A 16962-nucleotide genomic window follows, 5' to 3' on the forward strand; every position below is an offset into this window, starting at 1 on the left:
GGTATTCCCCCAAACTACATTGTAAGCAGGCCGGGCGAACCCGACCTTGTCAGACCGGTATCACTTACCGGCAAGCTTACAGACTCTTATCAGGACGATTTACGCACACGCAAATACCATTCACACAGCAGGCGAACCTGTTTGCGGGTATAGCCTTTTTCCATCATGCGATCGACAAAATCATCATGTTTTTTCTGCTCATCGGTAGAGGTCTTGGTATTAAACGAGATCACCGGTAGCAACTCTTCCGTATTCGAGAACATTTTCTTCTCGATCACGGTGCGTAATTTCTCGTAACTGGTCCAGTTCGGGTTGCGACCGTTATTGTGTGCCCTGGCGCGCAGCACGAAGTTGACGATCTCATTACGAAAATCTTTCGGGTTACTGATGCCAGCGGGCTTCTCGATTTTTTCCAGTTCCGCGTTGAGCGATTCACGATCAAACAGCTGTCCGGTATCGGGATCGCGATACTCCTGATCCTGAATCCAGAAGTCGGCATAGGTCACATAGCGGTCAAAGATGTTCTGACCATATTCAGAGTAAGATTCCAGATAGGCGGTCTGAATCTCTTTGCCGATAAACTCAGCATATTTGGGGATCAGATAGCCTTTGAGGTGCTCAAGGTATTTCTCGGCCTGATCCTGTGGGAACTGTTCGCGCTCAATCTGCTGCTCCAGTACATAGAACAGGTGCACCGGGTTGGCCGCCACTTCGGCGTGGTCAAAGTTAAACACCCGCGACAGAATCTTAAAGGCAAAGCGTGTTGAAAGGCCGTTCATCCCCTCATCCACACCGGCGTAATCATGATACTCCTGCCAGGACTTCGCCTTAGGGTCGGTATCTTTCAGGCTTTCACCATCGTAGACCCGCATTTTGGAATAGATGCTGGAGTTATCCGGATCCTTGAGACGTGACAGGATAGAGAAACGTGCCAGCGTTTCCAGCGTACCCGGTGCGCAGGGCGAGGTCGCCAGCTCACTGTGATTAAGTAACTTGTCGTAGATTTTGATCTCTTCAGAGACCCGCAGGCAGTAGGGCACCTTGACGATATAGACACGGTCAAGGAACGCCTCATTATTCTTGTTATTACGGAACGTCACCCACTCTGATTCGTTGGAGTGCGCCAGAATAATGCCGTTAAACGGCAGCGCCGAAATCCCCTCGGTGCCGTTGTAGTTCCCTTCCTGCGTCGCCGTCAGTAACGGGTGCAGCACCTTGATAGGCGCTTTGAACATCTCAACGAATTCCATGATCCCCTGGTTGGCACGGCAAAGTGCGCCGGAGTAACCGTAAGCATCAGGATCGTTTTGCGCGTGGTTTTCCAGTTTACGGATATCCACTTTACCGACCAGCGCGGAGATATCCTGGTTGTTCTCATCACCCGGTTCAGTTTTGGCAATCGCCAGCTGTTCCAGGATTGACGGCCAGACTTTCACCACTTTGAAACGCGAGATATCGCCGCCAAAGTCGTGGAGTCGCTTAGCGGCCCACGGCGACATGATCGTGCCGAGATAACGGCGCGGCACGCCATACTCTTTTTCGAGAATATGCGCATCTTCCTGCGGGTTAAACAGGCAGAGAGGGTGGTCATTAACCGGGCTGCGTTCCCCGTCGGCGCTCAGTACATAGATGGGTACCCGCTGCATCAGCGACTTAAGCCGTTCCGCCAGTGAGGATTTACCGCCACCTACCGGTCCCAGTAAATAGAGGATCTGTTTCTTCTCTTCCAGTCCCTGAGCGGCATGTTTCAGGTAGGAGACGATCTGTTCAATCGCTTCCTCCATGCCGTAAAACTCCTCGAACGCCGGATAGCGTCCCATCACACGGTTGGAGAATATTCTGGAAAGGCGTGGCTCCTGAGCAGTATCGACCATTACCGGCTCTCCGATAGCCATTAACAGTCGCTCTGCAGCGTTGGCGTATGCACTGCGATCCTGCTTACAGATAGCAAGAAATTCCTGCAGTGTGAACTCTTCGTCCTTGGCAGCTTCATAACGCTGACGATAGTGATCGAATATATTCATAGCGATGCCCGTCCTTTCGTTTTTAGCACAGGTAAGGAGCGTAATTAGAGGCTTATAGCAGCTCCCGGAAGATATTCTCTGTTGAGTACAGCAACCCTTATGCCAACCTGATCTTTCTTATCGGGATACACAACTTTTATGGTTACTCTGCTCGTACAAAATGTCTGCTGTTACTTCTAACTGTAGATGGCTTCTAGGAAATTTCCTCCACGGGTTTGGGTTAATGAGGGGAAGATCAACTGTACAGCGGGTCTGTTGTGAGATGCGTTCTTATGGGTGATGCTTTAACTTAACGTGTTTTTAACCTTTAATGCCACTTTCATCGATCAGTCACTTAAAGGATTTCGATATAAGTTAATCCAGCCGTGAAAAAACGTTAGACTTCCTGTTTGATTGTTATATTTATGGAATGAATAAATTGTGAACCAATTCAAATTTAAGACGCTTGTTGCACTTCTGCCCTGTTATTTACTGGCCACGCACGCGAATGCCGCACCGCTTTCCATTGGCGCATCGGTGATCTATGCCGATTCACCTTATCGCGGCGGCCAGGACCGGTATATCCCGCTTCCGGTTATCAATTATGAGGGTGAAGACTTCTGGTTCCGCAGCCTGCAGGGCGGCTACTACCTGTGGAAAGATCCTCAGAACCAGCTGTCACTGACGCTGCTGGGTTCACCGCAGGAGTACAAACCCAGCGACAACGACCTGGGCGACATGAAAGGGCTGGATAAACGCCGCATGACGCTGATGGGGGGTGCAACCTATCGTCACACTGCTGACTGGGGGATTGTCCGTACCTCATTGCTGGGGGATGTGCTCAATAACAGCAACGGGATGATCTGGGACCTGACATACCTCTATCGCTTCCAGATGGGTGACTTCAGCCTGACGCCGGGCATCGGGGCCACGTGGAACAGCGCCAATCAAAACCGTTATTACTATGGTGTATCCGGGCACGAAAGCGCCCGTACCGGCATCAGCCGTTACAATCCGGATGACAGCTGGTCACCTTATGTGGAACTGAGCGCCAGCTATCAGATTGCGCCACAGTGGAATGCCAGCGTCATGGGACGTTACGTCCGCTTCGACAGCGAAATCAAAGACAGCCCGATGATTGATAAAAGCGGGCAGGCGTTAATCTGGACGGGTGTCAGCTATACCTTCTGATAACGCACCAAAAGAGGGCATTTATTGCCCTCTGTTCTTTTACAGGGCCTCAGAATGGGGCGGGAGAGAAGAATGCGTAACACGATTAACTTTGCCGGTTTTGGCGATCTGCCGGTGATCGGTCAGGGCACCTGGTATATGGGTGAAAACCCGGCGCAGCGTGCTGATGAAGTCGCTGCATTGCAGGCGGGTCTTGAGTGCGGCTTGAAGCTTATCGATACCGCCGAAATGTATGCAGATGGCGGAGCCGAAGAGGTGGTCGGGCAGGCACTGCTGGGCCGTCGCGACCGGGCGCTGCTGGTCTCCAAAGTTTATCCGTGGAATGCGGGCGAAGTGGATGCCATTGCAGCCTGTGAGCGCAGCCTGCAACGTCTGCAAACCGATTATCTCGATCTCTACCTGTTGCACTGGCGCGGCAATATTCCGCTGGAAGAGACACTGCGCGCCATGGAACGCCTGCAGCAGCAGGGCAAAATTCGTCACTGGGGCGTATCGAATTTTGACACCGATGATATGGCCGAACTGTGGGATGAAGAGAAGGGCGAGGCCTGCGCGACCAATCAGGTGCTCTATCATCTGGCTTCACGCGGCATTGAATTTGATCTGCTGCCGGCATGTCAGCAGCGTGGCGTACCGGTCATGGCCTATTGTCCGCTGGCCCAGGCCGGACGGCTACGTGACTCACTCTTTACCGATCCTCAGCTGACTCAGATTGCACAGCAGAAGGGCATCAGCGTGGCGCAATTACTGCTGGCCTGGGTAATTCGTCAGCCAGGAGTGATTGCCATTCCTAAAGCCAGTTCCGTGGCCCACGTTCAGGAAAATGCGGCGGCGCTGGAGGTGGAACTGACCGATGAGGATTTGCAGCTCATCGATCGCGCCTGGCCAGCGCCACAGCATAAGTTGCCGCTGGATATTGTTTAGCCGTTAACGTTGTCGCTGGCTGCGGCTCTCTTTTTGAGGCGGAACGTCGTGGCCAGCCGTGCTGGCTTTTCACCCGCGCTGCGTAACGGTTTGCTGATACGCGCAGTCTCCACACAGACCATGGTCTTATAGCCCTCATTCGCCATATCCGTCATGCTGCAGGAGAGTTCCACACCAGGATTCCAGGTGACAACGTCACTATGATGATGGTGGTATACCTCGATCTGCCGCTCGCCCGCAGTATCATTAATCACTGAGCAATCTTCTGCTGCTGTAAAGATACGGTCGATACGCCCAGGATAACGCTGTTTGCCGTCGCTGCTGGCCACCTCGCCGTTATTCACTTTGTCGATATAGCTGTTGCCCAGGCCCGAGACTTCCACACCGTTGATGTCGCTGACGGTAAAGTAGCTGTGCAGAGCCGCCGTCGCTTCAAAGTCACCATAGGCTTCCAGCTCAATCTCACAATGCTGGCCCAGACGGAAGCGGGCAATCAGGGTGAATTCATGCGGCCAGAGCTTCAGCGTCTGAGGGTTGCTCTCCAGCACCAGCGTCAGCATGACGCCATCTTCATTTTCATCATGCGCCGTAAGCTTCCACGGCTGAACCCGCGCAAAGCCGTGTGCCGGTTCGCCCGCCGGGCCGAACCACGGCCAGCAGATCGGAACGCCGCCACGAATCGCCTTACCCGGTGCAAAGAGACTCTTATCACTCAGCCAGAGTACCGGCTTTTCGCCGCTGGGTTGCCAGGCGATCAGGTGCGCGCCCTGAAGCGTAATGGCTGCCCGCACTTTAGGGTGACTCACCACAATGGCGGGGAGTTCACCTATCTGGCGCTGGGTGAGGTAAGGGGAGATCTGCGTGACCACCGGCAGAGAAAACAGTTTATCTTGCATGTTCGATTCCTTCCTGTGCGGATCAAAAAAAGGGCGACCGAAGTCGCCCTTATTCTCAATGATGTCTGGCTGCCTTATTTAGCAGAAACCAGTGCAATCAGGTCGAGAACTTTGTTTGAGTAGCCAGTTTCGTTGTCGTACCAGGAAACCAGTTTCACAAAGTTGTCGTTCAGCGCGATACCGGCTTTAGCGTCAAACACTGAAGTCAGGATTTCGCCGTTGAAGTCGGTAGAAACGACGTCATCTTCAACGTAGCCCAGAACGTCTTTCATCTCATCTTCTGCAGCCGCTTTAATTGCAGCACAGATTTCTTTGTAAGAAGCCGCTTTTTCCAGACGCACGGTCAGGTCAACAACGGAAACGTTAGGGGTTGGTACGCGGAATGCCATACCGGTCAGTTTGCCGTTCAGCTCTGGCAGAACTTTACCAACGGCTTTAGCTGCGCCAGTTGATGAAGGAATGATGTTCTGCGATGCGCCGCGGCCGCCGCGCCAGTCTTTATGAGACGGGCCATCAACGGTTTTCTGGGTAGCAGTGGTGGCGTGAACGGTCGTCATCAGACCTTCAACGATGCCAAACTTGTCGTTGATCACTTTTGCCAGCGGTGCCAGGCAGTTAGTGGTACAGGATGCGTTAGACACGATATCCTGGCCATCATATTTGTCGAAGTTTGCACCACGAACAAACATTGGGGTGTCATCTTTAGATGGACCGGTCAGAACGACTTTCTTAGCACCTGCGGTGATGTGTTTACGCGCGGTTTCGTCGGTCAGGAAGATACCGGTTGCTTCAGCAACAACGTCAACGCCCACTTCATCCCACTTCAGGTTGGCCGGATCACGTTCAGCGGTAACACGGATTTTTTTACCGTTAACCACCAGTGCGCCATCCTGAACTTCTACTGTGCCGTCGAAACGACCGTGAGTAGAGTCATACTTCAGCATGTACGCCATGTAATCCGCGTCCAGCAGGTCGTTGATAGCAACGATTTCGATGTCAGAACGCTTTTGAGCAGCACGGAAAACGATGCGACCGATACGGCCGAAACCGTTGATACCTACTTTGATAGTCATATATTCCACCAGCTATTGGTTAGTGAATAAAAGGTTGCCTGTAAAATTACAAAAACCTTACCAGGCGTCAAGCGGAATCGTGTCAATTGTTGCGACAAATCAATTCGCCTGAGAGGAATTATTCGATGCGCAACCGCTTGCGCGCCGCCAATGATATCGCGCTTCGTTGAATCAATCGCCGAATATATAGGGATGCTCCGGATAAAAGGTGATCGATGTCACAAATCCGCTTAGCAGAGAGCAGGCTGAAAGGGTGAGCACAAAAAAAGACCCGGGTTATGTTGATCATTTGTTAGAATAATAGTCGAATTTTTCAGAATGGCACTGCCCGGAATCCTAAAATGGCTAAAGACACCGCACCCGAAGCAAAAATTGCACAGTTGACCGAAATGCAACGCTACGTCACTCAGCAACGCGGAACGGAACCGCCTTACAGCGGCGCACTGCTGCACAACAAGCAGGAAGGGATCTACCACTGTCTGATCTGTGAGGCGCCACTTTTTCTCTCTGAGACGAAGTATGACTCTGGCTGTGGCTGGCCCAGTTTCTACCAGCCGGTCAGTGATGATGCGATTCGCTATATTGAAGATGATTCACACGGCATGCAGCGTATTGAGATCCGCTGTGGCAGCTGCGATGCGCACCTGGGACATGTCTTCCCTGACGGCCCGCAGCCGACTGGCGAACGCTATTGTGTTAACTCCGCCTCGCTGAATTTTACCGACGAGCAGGGCGAACAGACCAAAGGGTAAAGGCGATGAAGGAACAGCTTGAAGCAATGCTTGCATCGATGACGCCTGAAGTCTATCAGCGTCTTGCCACGGCGGTTGAGATTGGTAAGTGGCCGGATGGCGTGGCACTGACTCAGGAGCAGCGCGACAATTGCCTGCAGCTGGTCATGATGTGGCAGGCGCGGCACAACGACGCGCCGCAGCACATGACCATCGGCAAAGGTGGCGAAATGGTGATGAAGTCGAAAAAAGAGCTCAAAGAAGAGTTTGGAATTGACCCTGACGTGACCCGCATCCATCTGCATTAAAAAGAGCTGGCGTCATGCCAGCTCCATTTTAAATCAGAATCGCGCCCTGAGCGGTCATCTGGGCAAAGGCAATTTCGCTGTCCTCGGGATTCAGATTGACGCCCCGGCAGCCCTCTTTAACCACCTCAACGTGATAACCCAGCTCCAGCGCATCCAGCACGCTATATTTTACGCAGTAATCCGTCGCCAGTCCCAGCATCACCAGATGGGTGATCCCACGCTCACGCAGCCAGCTGTCCAGCTCGGTCTGACGGCGATGGCCATTGTCAAAAAAGGCGCTGTAGCTGTCGACATCCTGATCCTGGCCCTTATGGAACGTCGCATCGAACAGTGAGCGATCGAGACCCGGATGAAAATCAGCGCCAGTTGAGCCCTGAATGCCGTGATCGGGCCACCAGATCTGGGCCAGACCATTTAACTCGCCCAGCGTGTAGACCGGCTCGCCGGAAACCGAGGCAAAGCTGCCGTGATCGGCCGGATGCCAGTCCTGCAGCGCCAGTACGCATTCACCGTTTTCACGGAACAGTCGCGCATAACGATTTGCCACCTCGACCGTATGGTCACCCTCATGGACTGCCATCGGGCCGCCGGGGCAAAAATCGTTCTGAATATCAATAATGATGAGTGCCCGCTTCATTACATATCGCTCCGTTTCAGTCTTCAGTCAGTTCGCCGCGCAAATTCTGCTGCATTCTGGCACGGATTTGATCGGCCGAAAGATCCTGGCTGAGTAAAAAGTGTAGCTTTGTCAGCGCCGCTTCCACGGTGAGGTCAAATCCGCTGATGACACCAGCATGTTCCAGCGCATTGCCGGTAGCGTATCCGCCCATATTCACTTTGCCGGAAATACACTGGGTAAGATTTACCACCACGATGCCACGCTCGCTGGCCTGCTGCAATTCTGCCAGAAATTCCTTGTTCTGCGGTGCATTACCCACACCATAGGAGCGCAGGATCAATGCTTTGACTGGCTGACGCAGAAAGTTACGCACAACGTCGGCTGAAATGCCGGGATAGATGGTGACCACACCGATGGGCTGAGGCGTAATGGTGTGAACCTTCAGTTCGCCCTGACCGGCTGGGGCTGGCGGTGTATTGAGGCGACGAATATGAATGCCCGCTTCCAGCAGCGCAGAGAGGTTGGGCGAAGCAAAGGCGTTGAAGCCGTCTGCATGTGCCTTGGTGGTCCGGTTACCGCGATAGAGCGTGTTATTGAAAAACAGCGACACTTCGCTGATCGGATAGTTGGCCGCCACATAGAGCGAATTTAAGAGATTCTGCTGACCATCTGAACGTAACTCCGCTAACGGAATCTGCGAGCCCGTGACGATAACCGGCTTGGCCAGATTTTCCAGCATAAAGGAGAGTGCTGAGGCGGTAAATGCCATGGTGTCGGTGCCATGCAGGATCACAAAACCATCATAGCGATCGTAGTTCTGACGGATATCTTCTGCGATAGACTGCCAGTCCTGCGGGGTCATGTCGGAAGAGTCGATCAGCGGCTGATACTCATGAATAGTGAAATCAGGCATTTCAGGGCGGTGGAACTCCGGCATGTTAGCCAGCTGTTGCTGCAGGTGTCCGGAGACCGGAATATAACCCTGCGCCGAACGCTGCATACCGATCGTCCCGCCAGTGTAGGCTACGTAGATGTTTTTCTTTTGCATTAGAGAACTCAGACTCGCCATAAAACGCGCAGTATAAGGGGAATAGCGGGGAAAAGCAGCCCGACCAGCGGCCGGGCTGCGAGGTTTATCGCACTTCGCCGCAGTTCAGGCAGAATGCATAACGGTTCTGAGGATCGTTCTGCTTGTCGAACAGACCAGGCTGGGCTTTCATAGCACTCATCACATCCAGCATCGGTGCTGGCAGCCAGGCTTTCAGCGTATCAGGCAGGACAGCCTGCACCGACGCGTTCATCTGGCTCAGCATCATATCCAGGAAGCTCGGGTCATCCTGATACCAGCTCAGCTGCGGATTACTGACTTTCGCCAGCTCGCCCGCCTTCTTCACGGCATCATCGAAGTCACCCAGTGCATCAACCAGACCATTGGCTTTCGCATCGCTGCCGGTCCAGACGTGGCCCTGTGCAATGGCATCAATCTGCTCTGGCGTTTTATGACGTGACTTCGCCACCAGACCGACAAAGTTGCGGTAGCCATTTTCGATGGTCAGCTGCATCAGTTGCTGAACTTCCGTTGGCAGCGCTTTGGTGGTTGAGATATCCGCCAGCGGTGAGGTCGCAACACCGTCGGTGTGCACGCCAATACTGTCCAGGCTGTTCTCCAGCGTATTGATCACGCCGAAGATGCCAATCGAGCCAGTCAGCGTGCTGGGGTTCGCCACAATGTAGCTGGCAGGCGTTGAGATCCAGTAACCGCCAGACGCCGCCATGCCTCCCATCGAGACCACAATCGGCTTACCGGCCGCCTGCGCTGCCGCCAGCTCTTCACGAATCGCTTCCGAGGCGGTGACGCTGCCACCCGGGCTATTCACCCGCAGAATAATCGCTTTGATTTTCGGATCGAGACGCGCATCGCGGATCTGTGCCGCCGTCGTGTCGCCACCGACGTTGCCCGGCGTCTCTTCACCATCCATGATGGCACCGCTGGCCATGACTACCGCGATGTTGCCATCCTGCTGCGTGGAGGTGGTTTTCACGCTGTAGTCATAGATGCTGACGCTACGGTAATCGTTGCTCTGCTTATCCAGACCAAAGGTTTTTACCAGCTCCTGATCGGCTGCCGCACGTGAACCCAGGGCATCGACCAGCTTGTTATCCAGCGCATATTGCGCGGTATCGCCTTTCACGGCGTTTAATCCGGCAATAATCGCAGCAGCACCGGGGAAGAGTTGCTCCGGCGTAATCTGGCGGTTCGCTGCCACGGTGTTCAGGTAGTTCTGCCACAGCTGACCGACCCAGCGGCTGTCAGCATCCCGTGCGGCAGGGGACATGTCGTCACGCAGGAAGGGCTCAACCGCTGATTTGTAGGTCCCAACACGGAAGACGTGTGAGGTGACTTTCAGCTTCTCGAGCAGGGTTTTGTAATAGAGTCCGTTGGTGGCGAAACCATGCAGATCTACGGTGCCCTGTGGTGACAGATAGATTTTGGTGGCGTAGCTGGCAAGGTAATACTGCGCCTGGCTGTAGCTGTCGCCGAGTGCATAAATCGGCTTGCCGCTGTCGCGGAATTCGCGCAGCGCTTTACCCACATATTGCAGTGAAGGCTGATCGCCACCGGCAAATTCGCGTAAATCGAGCACCATGCCTTTAATGTTGCTGTCATCTTTTGCCTGACGAATAGCGTCGACCACATCAAACAGCGAATTTTCCTGTAAGCGGTCACTGCTGGCACCCAGCAGCTGGCGGCCAATTTTGCTCAGACGGTTGCTTACCGACGGTTTATCCACCAGCACGCCGCTGAGATCCACTTTCAGTGCGCCTTGCTGAATCGGCGCTGAACTGCCGCCCGACCCGCTGACCTGCAGCCAGATCCCTACACCCACCACAATCAACAAAATCAGGAAAATATTCAGAATAAATTCCCTGATAAAATTCAGTACCCGCCAGCTCCAGCGGAACAGACCTGCAATTATTCGCCACAATGTGCGCATCAGACTCTCCATAAATATGTAGCAGGAAGTGGCCGCCGCGCGGACCAGACTTCCCCGACGAGCTCATCCTAAAGAGCGGCGTGTTAAAAGTCAGCAGGAAATCACTGCGCACTGTTACAAAAAATCTGCCTGTGCCAGGATAACTGCAACATTACAGAGATCGGGAGAGAAACATGGACGCACTGGAGTTACTGGTCAACCGACGTTCGGCCTCACGCCTGACTGAGCCGGCACCTGCGGGTGACGCACTGGAAAATATCCTGCGGGCTGGTATGCGTGCCCCGGATCACGGCACGCTGCAACCCTGGCGCTTTATCATTGTGGAAAATGAGGGTCGCGACCGGCTGAGCCAGCTGCTGGAGCAGGCAGCTCGCGATAAACAGCTGGATGAAAAGGCGATTAACAAAGCGAGCCAGTCACCGTTTCGCGCACCGATGATCATTACGGTGGTGGCACATTGTGAAGCGCACCACAAAGTGCCGCGCTGGGAGCAGATCGCCTCGGCAAGCTGTGCAGTGATGGCCATGCAGATGGCGGCCGTCGCTCAGGGTTACAACGGTATCTGGCGCAGTGGTCCCTGGACCGATGACGAGCAGGTACGCCAGGGGTTTGGCTGCCGCGAACAGGATGCCATCGTCGGCTTTCTCTATCTGGGCACCCCGCAACTGAAATCCAGCACTACGGTGCTCCCACCTGACACGGCGCCTTTCGTCCGTTACTTCTGACTACAATGCTTGTCCGGTTCCGGCAGGGTGCATTTCAGCCCTGCTTTTTGCACGGTTCCTGTGCGAACGATCGCTAACGCCGCGCATCACACTTACGCCAGCGGGCCTGCCAGGCTAACATAGCCCCAGTATTCAAACCGACAGCGGACAACCGGTTATCACTGCGTTCCCCCTGATGTTAAGGATTACCTGATTCAATGCGTTTGTTTATTGCGGAAAAACCGAGCCTGGGGCGTGCTATCGCAGATGTGCTGCCGAAACCGCATCGACGCGGTGATGGATTCATTGCCTGCGGCAACGATCAGATCGTCACCTGGTGTGTAGGCCATCTTCTGGAGCAGGCGCAACCCGACAGTTATGACAGCCGTTATGCGCGCTGGTCGCTGGCGGATTTACCCATCATTCCGGAAAAATGGCAGCTAAAGCCGCGTCCCTCGGTCGCTAAGCAACTGAAAGTGGTTGAGGGCTTGCTGGCGCAGGCGAATGAAGTGGTGCACGCCGGTGACCCGGATCGGGAAGGGCAGTTGCTGGTGGATGAGGTGCTCGACTACCTGAACCTGCCGGCTGAAAAACGCAGCAAGGTGCAGCGCTGTCTGATTAACGATCTCAATCCTCAGGCGGTGGATCGGGCAGTAAACCGCCTGCGTGAAAATCGCGAGTTTATTCCGTTGTGCGTCTCGGCGCTGGCCCGCGCCCGGGCGGACTGGCTCTATGGCATTAACATGACCCGCGCCTGGACGCTGCTGGGACGCAATGCAGGCTATGATGGCGTACTGTCGGTGGGCCGGGTGCAGACGCCGGTGCTTGGGCTGGTGGTCCGGCGCGATGAAGAGATCGAGAACTTCGTGCCGAAAGATTACTTCGAAGTGAAAGCGCACATCCTCACGCCTGACGGCGCCCGATTTATCGCCAGCTGGATCCCCAGTGAAGCCTGTGAACCGTGGCAGGATGAAGAGGGCCGCCTGCTCAAACGCGCCCTGGCGGAGCATGTGGTGGCGCGTATTACGGGCCAGCCAGCGATCGTCACTGCTTACAGCGATAAGCGCGAAAATGAGGTGGCGCCGCTGCCCTTTTCCTTATCCAGCCTGCAGATTGAGGCCGCTAAACGTTACGGGCTGAGTGCGCAGACGGTGCTGGATACCTGCCAGCGGCTTTACGAAACCCACAAACTGATTACCTATCCCCGTTCGGACAGCCGCTATCTGCCTGAAGAGCATTTTGCCGGTCGTCATGCGGTGTTAAAGGCGATACAGGCGCATCAGTCACAGCTGACCCCACCGGCAGATTTCGATGCCGATCGCAGAAATCGCTGCTGGGATGATAAAAAAGTGGATGCCCACCACGCAATTATTCCAACGGCCCGTTCCAGCGCGGTGAAGCTCAGTGAAAACGAGCAGCATATCTATGAACTGGTGGCGCGCCAGTATCTGATGCAGTTCTGCCCGGATGCGGTATTCCGCAAATGTGTCATCGATCTCGATATTGCCGGCGGAAAATTCGTGGCGAAAGCGCGCTTTCTGGCGGAAGCGGGCTGGCGTGCGCTGCTGGGCAACAAAGAGCGGGATGAAGAGAACGACGGCATGCCGTTGCCTGTGGTAGCGAAAGGGGATGAGCTGCTGTGTGAGCGCGGAGAGGTGCTGGCGAAGCAAACCCAGCCGCCACGCCCGTTTACCGATGCCACTATTCTTTCTGCGATGACCGGCATTGCCCGTTTCGTTCAGGATAAAGAATTAAAGAAAGTACTGCGTGCGACCGATGGTTTAGGAACGGAAGCCACACGCGCCGGCATTATCGAATTACTGTTTCGTCGTGGCTTCCTGGTGAAGAAGGGCCGCTATATCAATTCTACAGATGCCGGACGCGCCCTGATCCACTCCCTGCCCGATCTGGCAGCACGCCCGGATATGACGGCGCAGTGGGAATCGACACTGACGCGTATCAGCGAAAAGGCCTGCCGCTATGATGAATTCATGCAGCCGCTGGTGCAGACCTTAACCGGTCTGATCCAGCAGGCGCGACAGCAGCCTGCGGCGCATGCATTTCGGGGATTACCGTCCACCGGACAGAAACGTCCGGTGCGCAAAACCAGGCGTAAAGTGAAGGAGACGGAATGAGGCGTTATTCAGTATTACTGGTCGTGGCCCTGTCGCTGGCGACCAGCGTGGCGCAGGCCAACAGTCGTTATCAGTCGATGCCACAGCAGGGCAGCAACGGTGGCAACACCGATGTCGTGGTGGATATGCCGCCCGAGGCATGGACACAGGCAGAGAGACGTCAGCCAGACTGTCTCCGCTGCTGTATCTTTGAGAACCGTAACTACACGGAAGGCGCGGTGGTGAAATCAGAGGGGGTGTTGCTGCAATGTACCCGTGATGAACACTCCATCGGCACCAATAACCTGATCTGGAAAATAGTGAAATAGCCGTCGCGTGGCGCTCTGCCACGCGACCGTCAGTTAAAAGCGGAAGGTTGACCAGATGGGCGCGTGGTCAGATGGTTTTTCCATGCCCCGGATCTCATAATCAATGCCGGTCTCAACGCAGTGCGACGCCAGGGTTTTGCTCGCCAGCAACAGATCGATGCGTAACCCGCGATTATCATCAAACCCTTTCGAACGGTAATCGAACCAGGAGAAGCGATCCGCAACCTCCGGATTGTGCTCACGCCAGGTATCAACCAGTCCCCAGCCCAGCAGGCGGTCCATCCACTCGCGTTCTTCCGGCAGGAAGGAGCATTTGCCGGTGCGCAGCCAGCGCTTGCGGCTCTCCTCACCAATACCAATATCCCGATCGGTGCTGCTGATATTCATGTCGCCCATAATCAGAACCGGCTTATCAGCAGGCAGATCCTCGGTCAGCAGACGTTGCAGATCGCGATAGAATTTCTCTTTAGCCGGAAACTTGGTGGGATGGTCGCGGCTTTCGCCCTGCGGAAAATAGCCGTTAATTACCGTGATGTCGCCAATCGGGCTGGGAAGCTCCGCGATGATCAGGCGGCGCTGGGATTCTTCGTCATCACCCGGGAAACCCCGGCTCACTGACACTGGCTCAGCTTTGGTTAACAGGGCAACACCGTAGTGACCTTTCTGTCCATGATAGAAGACGTGATAGCCGAGCTTTGACACCTCTTCCAGCGGGAACATGTCGTCATGGACCTTGGTTTCCTGCAGACCGATAACATCGGGCTGATGCTGTTCGACAAGTGCCTGAAGCTGATGCGGGCGGGCACGCAACCCATTGATGTTAAATGAAACAAATTTCATGAGATCGACCGTTGTTCAGAAATGTCAGGCGGAGATGGTAGCGATTTTTGCTGAAAAAGTCATGGCGGAACAGGCTGAGATTGTGTGAAAGCGGGCAGGAGTGTGGGGGCGAACAGGAAGCTTAGGTATTATTTGGGGGATGGTGTGCAACATACGAGATGGTGGTGGGAGAAGGATTATTCGGCGCGTTGCGCCTCACCCTGCGGGCCGCGCTGAAGCGCGTTGTCTCGCGATGCTCGACCCGAACCTTAATCGAAGGTTCTCATCCCTCTCCCCGCAGAACAGGAAGCTTAGGTATCGGTCTGGGATTTTGTGCAGCATACGAGATGGTGGTGGGAGAAGGATTATTCGGCGCGTTGCGCCTCACCCTGCGGGCCGCGCTGAAGCGCGTTGTCTCGCGATGCTCGACCCGAACCTTAATCGAAGGTTCTCATCCCTCTCCCCGCAGAACAGGAAGCTTAGGTATTATTTTGGGGATGATGTGCAACATGCGAGATGGTGGTGGGAGAAGGATTCGAACCTTCGAAGTCTGTGACGGCAGATTTACAGTCTGCTCCCTTTGGCCGCTCGGGAATCCCACCTGGGATAGTGATGTGGCTTAAGATGATTCAGATTCAGATGGTGGTGGGAGAAGGATTCGAACCTTCGAAGTCTGTGACGGCAGATTTACAGTCTGCTCCCTTTGGCCGCTCGGGAATCCCACCATGGCCTGAATCTTTCTCTCTTAAAGCGGGGCGCATCATACCAAATGCGATAAGGGTGTAAAGCGCCCACTGGCAAAACCGCAACTGTTTGCCCACTTTTTACGCGTAGCGCTGAATCTGCAGACAATTCAGCGCACTGGCTGATTAAAGAATAATCGTGCGGTTGCCGTAAACAAACACGCGTTGCCCCAGCACTTTATACAGTGCATTGCTCAGGACATTCTTTTCTACGTCGCGACCGGCGCGCATCATCTCATCGGCGGTGTAGCTGTGATCAACGTTTATCACATCCTGCATGATGATTGGGCCTTCATCGAGATTGTCGTTCACATAGTGCGCGGTGGCACCAATGATCTTCACGCCACGTTCATAAGCCTGATGATAGGGACGGGCACCGATAAAGGCGGGCAGGAAGGAGTGGTGAATATTGATAATCTGGTTCGGATAACGCTGCACAAAGGCGGGCGTCAGGACGCGCATATATTTCGCAAGCACCACGTAATCGGGCTGATAGCGGTCAATCTCTTCCACCATGCGGTTATCGTGCTCTTCCCGCGTCAGTCCCTCATGGCTCACCAGCACAAAGGGAATGTCAAAACGCTCAACCAGCGAACGCAGGGTGTCGTGGTTACCCACTACCGCCGCAATTTCCATATCCAGGCCGCCAAACGCGCTCTTCATTAACAGATCGCCCAGGCAATGCGCCTCTTTAGTGACCAGAATCACCACGCGGCGACGACCGGCGCTGTGCAGTTCCCGGACTGAACCCTGGGGCAGGGCGCTGTCGAGGTCGGCGAGCAGGGTGTTGTCGTTGAAGATCCCTTCCAGTTCGGTACGCATGAAAAAACGCCCGGTGCGATGATCAACAAACTCATTGTTCTGCACGATATTAAGTTCGTGCTTGTAACAAATATTGGTGATTTTGGCGATCAGACCTTTTGCATCGGGACAAATGGTTCGTAAAACTTTTCTTTGCATGGTTTGCGCTTGCATCTCAATCAGAGTCCTGTCAAAGCATTAGGGGTAAAACCGCTGGGGTAGCCGTCAGCTTAACCACAACATTTTTTGTATTTTTTTTCACTGCCGCACGGGCAGCGATCGTTACGCCCCACGGGCGGTGCTGTACCGTCAACATAGTACCAGCGTTGATCCTCGCGAAGAAAGCGTGAACATTCATGGATGGCCTGAATGTTGGTTTTCTCGCGGTATCGCGCAAAAAAGGTAACGAAAGCTTCGTTCTCATGGCTTCCATGATTACAACGGGTTACATTCAGGCTGAGCCAGTCGGTTCCTGGAAAACTTTCAGATAAAAGCCCTGACAGCGCCGGATGACGCTTATCAGGATGCCAGGTCGCAACCAGATAGTCCGCATTATGCTGCACATAAGCGCAATAACGGGATCGCATAAGTTGTTCAGCTGTAACAGGAATCTGGTTACCCTGAAGAAAGGGCTCGCAACATACGCTATACTGCTCTCCGCTACAACATGGGCAGGTTTCTGACACATTATCTCCCGGGAATGATGGGTCG

General features: G+C 54.3%; 16 protein-coding genes, 2 tRNA genes and 2 other RNA genes. 7 read left to right on the plus strand and 13 right to left on the minus strand.

Annotation, left to right across the window (positions count from 1 at the left end):
- Positions 1–89: 89 nt before the first annotated feature.
- Complete coding sequence (gene yeaG, locus OK412_RS06740; protein WP_010260606.1) at positions 90–2024, minus strand: protein kinase YeaG; 1935 nt, start codon at positions 2022–2024, stop codon at positions 90–92.
- Between the two features lie 420 nt (positions 2025–2444).
- Here yeaG and OK412_RS06745 point away from each other — a divergent pair, with 420 nt between their 5' ends.
- Together OK412_RS06745 and OK412_RS06750 are read left to right on the plus strand one after the other, a co-directional pair.
- The gene (locus OK412_RS06745; RefSeq protein ID WP_158149261.1) at positions 2445–3194 is read left to right on the plus strand and encodes a MipA/OmpV family protein; all 750 of its coding nucleotides are present in this window, start codon (positions 2445–2447) and stop codon (positions 3192–3194) included.
- Positions 3195–3266: 72 nt separating this feature from the next.
- Positions 3267–4118, plus strand: a complete 852-nt coding sequence (locus OK412_RS06750) for an aldo/keto reductase (RefSeq protein ID WP_052270518.1) — start codon at positions 3267–3269, stop codon at positions 4116–4118.
- Here the strand turns inward: OK412_RS06750 and OK412_RS06755 are convergent.
- Entirely contained in the window at positions 4115–5014 is a 900-nt protein-coding gene (locus OK412_RS06755) for a D-hexose-6-phosphate mutarotase (protein ID WP_031592764.1), read from the minus strand. The genes OK412_RS06750 and OK412_RS06755 overlap by 4 nt on opposite strands.
- A gap of 74 nt (positions 5015–5088) precedes the next feature.
- Positions 5089–6087 (minus strand): glyceraldehyde-3-phosphate dehydrogenase, encoded by a 999-nt coding sequence (gene gapA / locus OK412_RS06760; protein WP_264352914.1) that lies wholly within the window; start codon positions 6085–6087, stop codon positions 5089–5091.
- A gap of 341 nt (positions 6088–6428) precedes the next feature.
- Between gapA and msrB the strand changes: the two genes are divergently transcribed.
- Both msrB and OK412_RS06770 read left to right on the plus strand, forming a co-directional pair.
- Positions 6429–6839 (plus strand): peptide-methionine (R)-S-oxide reductase MsrB, encoded by a 411-nt coding sequence (gene msrB, locus OK412_RS06765; RefSeq protein WP_010670269.1) that lies wholly within the window; start codon positions 6429–6431, stop codon positions 6837–6839.
- Between the two features lie 5 nt (positions 6840–6844).
- Positions 6845–7126, plus strand: coding sequence for a YeaC family protein (locus OK412_RS06770; protein ID WP_003852750.1), 282 nt, complete (start codon positions 6845–6847; stop codon positions 7124–7126).
- Between the two features lie 28 nt (positions 7127–7154).
- On the opposite strand, the gene pncA is transcribed toward OK412_RS06770, so the two are convergent.
- The 3 genes from pncA to sppA all read right to left on the minus strand — a co-directional run bounded on the left by pncA (position 7155) and on the right by sppA (position 10741).
- The gene (gene pncA, locus OK412_RS06775) at positions 7155–7763 is read right to left on the minus strand and encodes a bifunctional nicotinamidase/pyrazinamidase (protein WP_122458357.1); all 609 of its coding nucleotides are present in this window, start codon (positions 7761–7763) and stop codon (positions 7155–7157) included.
- A gap of 16 nt (positions 7764–7779) precedes the next feature.
- Complete coding sequence (gene ansA, locus OK412_RS06780; RefSeq protein WP_010260629.1) at positions 7780–8793, minus strand: asparaginase; 1014 nt, start codon at positions 8791–8793, stop codon at positions 7780–7782.
- Between the two features lie 85 nt (positions 8794–8878).
- Positions 8879–10741: a signal peptide peptidase SppA gene (sppA, locus tag OK412_RS06785; protein ID WP_010260631.1), complete on the minus strand. Its 1863-nt coding sequence runs from the start codon at positions 10739–10741 to the stop codon at positions 8879–8881.
- Between the two features lie 173 nt (positions 10742–10914).
- Between sppA and OK412_RS06790 the strand changes: the two genes are divergently transcribed.
- The 3 genes from OK412_RS06790 to OK412_RS06800 all read left to right on the plus strand — a co-directional run bounded on the left by OK412_RS06790 (position 10915) and on the right by OK412_RS06800 (position 13888).
- Complete coding sequence (locus OK412_RS06790; RefSeq protein WP_010260634.1) at positions 10915–11466, plus strand: NAD(P)H nitroreductase; 552 nt, start codon at positions 10915–10917, stop codon at positions 11464–11466.
- A 197-nt stretch (positions 11467–11663) separates the two neighbouring features.
- Positions 11664–13580, plus strand: coding sequence for a DNA topoisomerase III (locus tag OK412_RS06795; protein ID WP_050679583.1), 1917 nt, complete (start codon positions 11664–11666; stop codon positions 13578–13580).
- Positions 13577–13888: a DUF1496 domain-containing protein gene (locus OK412_RS06800; protein WP_010260638.1), complete on the plus strand. Its 312-nt coding sequence runs from the start codon at positions 13577–13579 to the stop codon at positions 13886–13888. The genes OK412_RS06795 and OK412_RS06800 overlap by 4 nt, the downstream gene beginning before the upstream one ends.
- Positions 13889–13921: 33 nt before the next feature.
- Here OK412_RS06800 and xthA read toward each other — a convergent pair whose 3' ends face one another.
- The 7 genes from xthA to OK412_RS06835 form a co-directional block, all read right to left on the minus strand.
- Positions 13922–14728 carry an exodeoxyribonuclease III gene (xthA, locus tag OK412_RS06805; RefSeq protein WP_033757858.1) on the minus strand — a complete coding sequence of 269 codons (807 nt, stop codon included), beginning with the start codon at positions 14726–14728 and terminating at the stop codon, positions 13922–13924.
- Between the two features lie 159 nt (positions 14729–14887).
- A non-coding RNA gene (locus OK412_RS06810) (RtT sRNA) lies at positions 14888–15015 on the minus strand.
- A 40-nt stretch (positions 15016–15055) separates the two neighbouring features.
- Positions 15056–15183, minus strand: a non-coding RNA gene (locus OK412_RS06815) — RtT sRNA.
- A gap of 41 nt (positions 15184–15224) precedes the next feature.
- Positions 15225–15309 (minus strand) — tRNA-Tyr (locus OK412_RS06820).
- Between the two features lie 38 nt (positions 15310–15347).
- Positions 15348–15432, minus strand: a tRNA-Tyr gene (locus OK412_RS06825).
- A gap of 144 nt (positions 15433–15576) precedes the next feature.
- Positions 15577–16425: a formyltetrahydrofolate deformylase gene (gene purU, locus OK412_RS06830; protein WP_003852258.1), complete on the minus strand. Its 849-nt coding sequence runs from the start codon at positions 16423–16425 to the stop codon at positions 15577–15579.
- Positions 16426–16481: 56 nt separating this feature from the next.
- The gene (locus tag OK412_RS06835) at positions 16482–16937 is read right to left on the minus strand and encodes a YchJ family protein (RefSeq protein ID WP_062757774.1); all 456 of its coding nucleotides are present in this window, start codon (positions 16935–16937) and stop codon (positions 16482–16484) included.
- Positions 16938–16962: the final 25 nt, after the last annotated feature.

This window comes from Pantoea sp. JV6 (genome assembly GCF_025910055.1).
GTDB lineage: Bacteria > Pseudomonadota > Gammaproteobacteria > Enterobacterales > Enterobacteriaceae > Pantoea > Pantoea agglomerans.